The sequence below is a fragment of the Bacillus sp. JJ864 genome, assembly GCF_036963045.1.
GTDB classification, from domain to species: Bacteria; Bacillota; Bacilli; order Bacillales; family Bacillaceae_G; genus Bacillus_A; species Bacillus_A pseudomycoides_C.
Genome location: NZ_JBALLY010000084.1, coordinates 1 through 3442 on the forward strand (window position 1 = coordinate 1; position 3442 = coordinate 3442).

At 35.9% G+C, this 3442-nt stretch carries 3 protein-coding genes; all 3 read left to right on the forward strand.

Annotated features, from left to right (window positions below):
• Positions 1-190 precede the first annotated feature (190 nt).
• On the forward strand, positions 191-427 hold the full coding sequence (locus V7024_RS14165; RefSeq protein ID WP_335521067.1) for a hypothetical protein: 237 nt from the start codon (positions 191-193) through the stop codon (positions 425-427).
• A gap of 94 nt (positions 428-521) precedes the next feature.
• Positions 522-1556 (forward strand): thermonuclease family protein, encoded by a 1035-nt coding sequence (locus V7024_RS14170; protein WP_335521069.1) that lies wholly within the window; start codon positions 522-524, stop codon positions 1554-1556.
• A 279-nt stretch (positions 1557-1835) separates the two neighbouring features.
• Positions 1836-3442: N-acetylmuramoyl-L-alanine amidase family protein (locus V7024_RS14175; RefSeq protein WP_335521071.1), on the forward strand; the 1607-nt coding region annotated here is incomplete at its 3' end.

Sequence of the window (3442 nt, forward strand, 5' to 3'; positions counted from 1 at the left end):
TGTTTTTAATATAATTTAATAGTACTTTATATGTTGTTTTATTTTATTTGTAAAATGCAAAATTGCATATAAATATAGTTAAATCAGCCATAAATAACCCATAATATTATTATCCTTTGAATAGTAATTCTATTTTCCATAAAATGAAACTTCCATCAGTGGCAGGGCCTCATCCCACACTGATGGTTAGTTGATAATAGAGAAATTACAAGAGCGTAAATCAGTAGAAGCACAATTATGTATCGACGCTTTTCAATATGCAAAAAACAACCTTAATAAATGGATTTGGGAGAGTAGTAGGGAGTTACGAGAGCGTGGATTTGCGGAAGACGTAACATATAGTGCATCTTTAGCTATGCTGCAAGTGGTACCTATTTTACAGAATGATTGGTTTATGAATTTCTTTAATCACTTTAGTGGAATATGAAATTATTACGACAAAATGTGACAAATGCAAACTTATATATTTGTTAATATAGATGAGGTAATTATTTATATTATTGTTCTAGGAGGATTACGAAATGTTGAAAAAGTTAGTGACATTACTTCTTTGTAGCATGTTTGCTTTTAGTTTAGCTGCATGCGACAATCATGCGAAGGCAACAGAAAAGAAGGATGCAAAGACAGAGGAACAAAAAAAGGAAGAAGAACAAAAAAAGATTGAGGAACAAAAGAAACAAGAAGACGAACAGAAAAAGCAGGAGGAGATAAAGAAGCAACAAGAAAGCAGTACGTATGAAGATGTGGCAGTGGCGGATCGAGAAAATAACACGCCAAACAGTGCCGAAAATAAAGTGCAAAACGAAAATTTAGTGAATGATTCGATTCATCATATTGATGATGAAAAAAATAAAATGAATACGAATCGCGTTGTAAACGCAACTGTACTTAAAAATATTGATGGCGATACGCTGAAAGTGAAATTAGAGAATGGAAAAGAAGAAACAGTGCGCTTTTTGCTTGTTGATACACCGGAAACAAAGCATCCTCGTCTAGGCGTACAACCATTTGGACCAGAAGCAAGTGCATTCACGAAGAAATACGCAAGCGAAGGAAAGAAAATTCAGCTTGAACTAGATGTAAGTGAGCGTGAAAAATACGGACGTCTATTAGCGTATGTATGGGTAGATGGACAGATGCTAAATCGATTACTAGTTGAGCAAGGGTTAGCGCGCGTGGCATATGTATATGCTCCGAATACAAAGTATGTCGATTATTTACGCGAATTTCAAACAAAAGCGCAGGCAAATAAGAAAGGTATTTGGAGTGTAGAAAACTATGCAACAGATAACGGCTTTGATAAAAATAAAGCAGCAAAGCCTGCCGCGCCTGCACAAGCTCCGAAGAAATCACAACCTGCGCCAACTGAAGCACAGCCAAAGCTAGAACAGAAACAGCAGGTACAACAACCAAATAACAACTTACCACAAGGTGAGTACCATTTTAGCAGTTGTAAAGAAGCAAAAGCAGCCGGGTTCTCCAATATTCCGAAAGGTCATCCAGCTTATTCTTCTAAGCTAGACCGGGATGGCGATGGGGTTGCTTGTGATAAGTAGATACAAAAAGGATTCGCCTTTTCGCGAATCCTTTTTGTTTGCATCCTCGAAAAGACAAATATCTGTAACATAAACATGCTACAACTATACGTAAATCGTGCTATTGGTATGACGAGAATACCTTTAGTAAGCCAGAACTCTCTCTATTTTCTCTAAAAAATTGATAACGTCGTAGGAACAATGAAAGATTTTTGTAAGACTTTTGTAACATTTACGAAAGAGAAATGAAAGATTTGTTAGATATGATGAAGTCAAACTTACTAGAGAGAGGGTAACAAAATGAAAAAGACATTTAAAACAAATAGAATTGGAAAGAAGGTAATCCCTGCAACAGCAGCATTAGGTATTCTTTTTTCTATGGCTCCTATTGCAGAAAATAAAGCTAGCGCAGGTATAGCTACGGTGCTTGATATAGGGATTACTTCATTAGGTATAGTGAAAGACATTTATGAAGGACTAGGGATAGAGGTGGGAGACCCTGACTTAACAGATTACACTGGTCCTTATGCTGAAAATGTATCTTATAGAGCTCCTAGTTTTAAATCTGGAGAATTTAATCTTTCTATGCATCATACGAAAGATGATTCGAATTTTACTAGACCGGTTAAAGTACTTTATCCAAATGGAAAAAGTGAGATTCACAAATTAAAATCAGGGCAGCAGCTTAAGATTACAGAAGCGGGTACGATTGTAGATCTAAATCCTTATGCAGAATCAGCTTCAGAACACAATCTTCTTTACATTACACAAGAGCAATTGAATGAAGGGAAAACTGGAGTTGCGCTTAACCAATCTATCACTATATATGTAGAAAAAACATCTGGTCAAAATAGCATTCTTGTTGACGAATTTTATAAGAAGAGATTTGGAGCAAATTCCCTTGATGGCTTTAAAGGTTTAGGCGTGGATCGCTTTTCTTATTTAACTGATGAACAAAAGAAAGTCGCAACAATGACTTCCCATCCGGTAGACAGAACAGTTCTTTCGAATTATGTTACAAATAACCCTAAAGCTCTTGCTGATTTTAATGACCGATCAACGAATGTATTAGCAAATGCTGAGTTCATTCTTGAAACACCTATTTCATTACCATTTATTACATTGAATGATGGTAAGCCTTATCAAATTATTCCTTATAAAAAAGGGACGAATAAAGTGTTAGTAAAAACAGGTTCAAAATACCTTTCAGGAAAAGAAGGACATGGGCTTCAATATTCCGATACGATTGGTGATGATGAGGTGTTTGAACTTGTTCAGATCGATCCAGATCCTTGGGACAAAAAAGTTCGATTCCGTTTGAATAACAAAAATGGAGTAAGTTTGGCTGGTAATCAGTATATTTCTCAATTCGGGACGGATTGGAGTTTCAAATCTGAAATTCGTTTCACTGGAAAAAACAACAATGAGATTCATAATTGGCTAAGAGAATGGTATCCGGGTAAAGAAAATGAGAAACAGAAATATGACGAAGTAGAGATTAAAGATGATGAAAAGGATCTTATGAAATGGTCTGCAAAAGATTCTTCTGGGAACGTGATAAAGAATAGTTGGGTAAACCGAGGCTCTGATTATTATTATGCAGGTTCTGATGGAATTTTCTTAAAGGGTTGGCATGAAATTGAAGGTAAGACATATTATTTTCACCCAGATCATTTTGGGGCAGTATTATCGACAAGTGGCTCAAATGGAAATCATGAAATTGATGGGAAGTACTACCACTTTGATGATAAAGGCGCCTTGCAACGATCAGCATGGAGAGGTCAAAACTATTCTGATGAGTCTGGAGCGTTTATTAAAGAAGGTTTCCGAGAAATCGATGGGAAAACATATTATTTCCAAAATTATGAGCCTACAAAGCAACTACGTCTAGAAGATCAACATGTCAT

Coding starts and splice junctions, on each gene's coding strand:
- V7024_RS14170 (WP_335521069.1), top strand. CDS start 522: ATGTTGAAAAAGTTAGTGACATTACTTCTTTGTAGCATGTTTGCTTTT.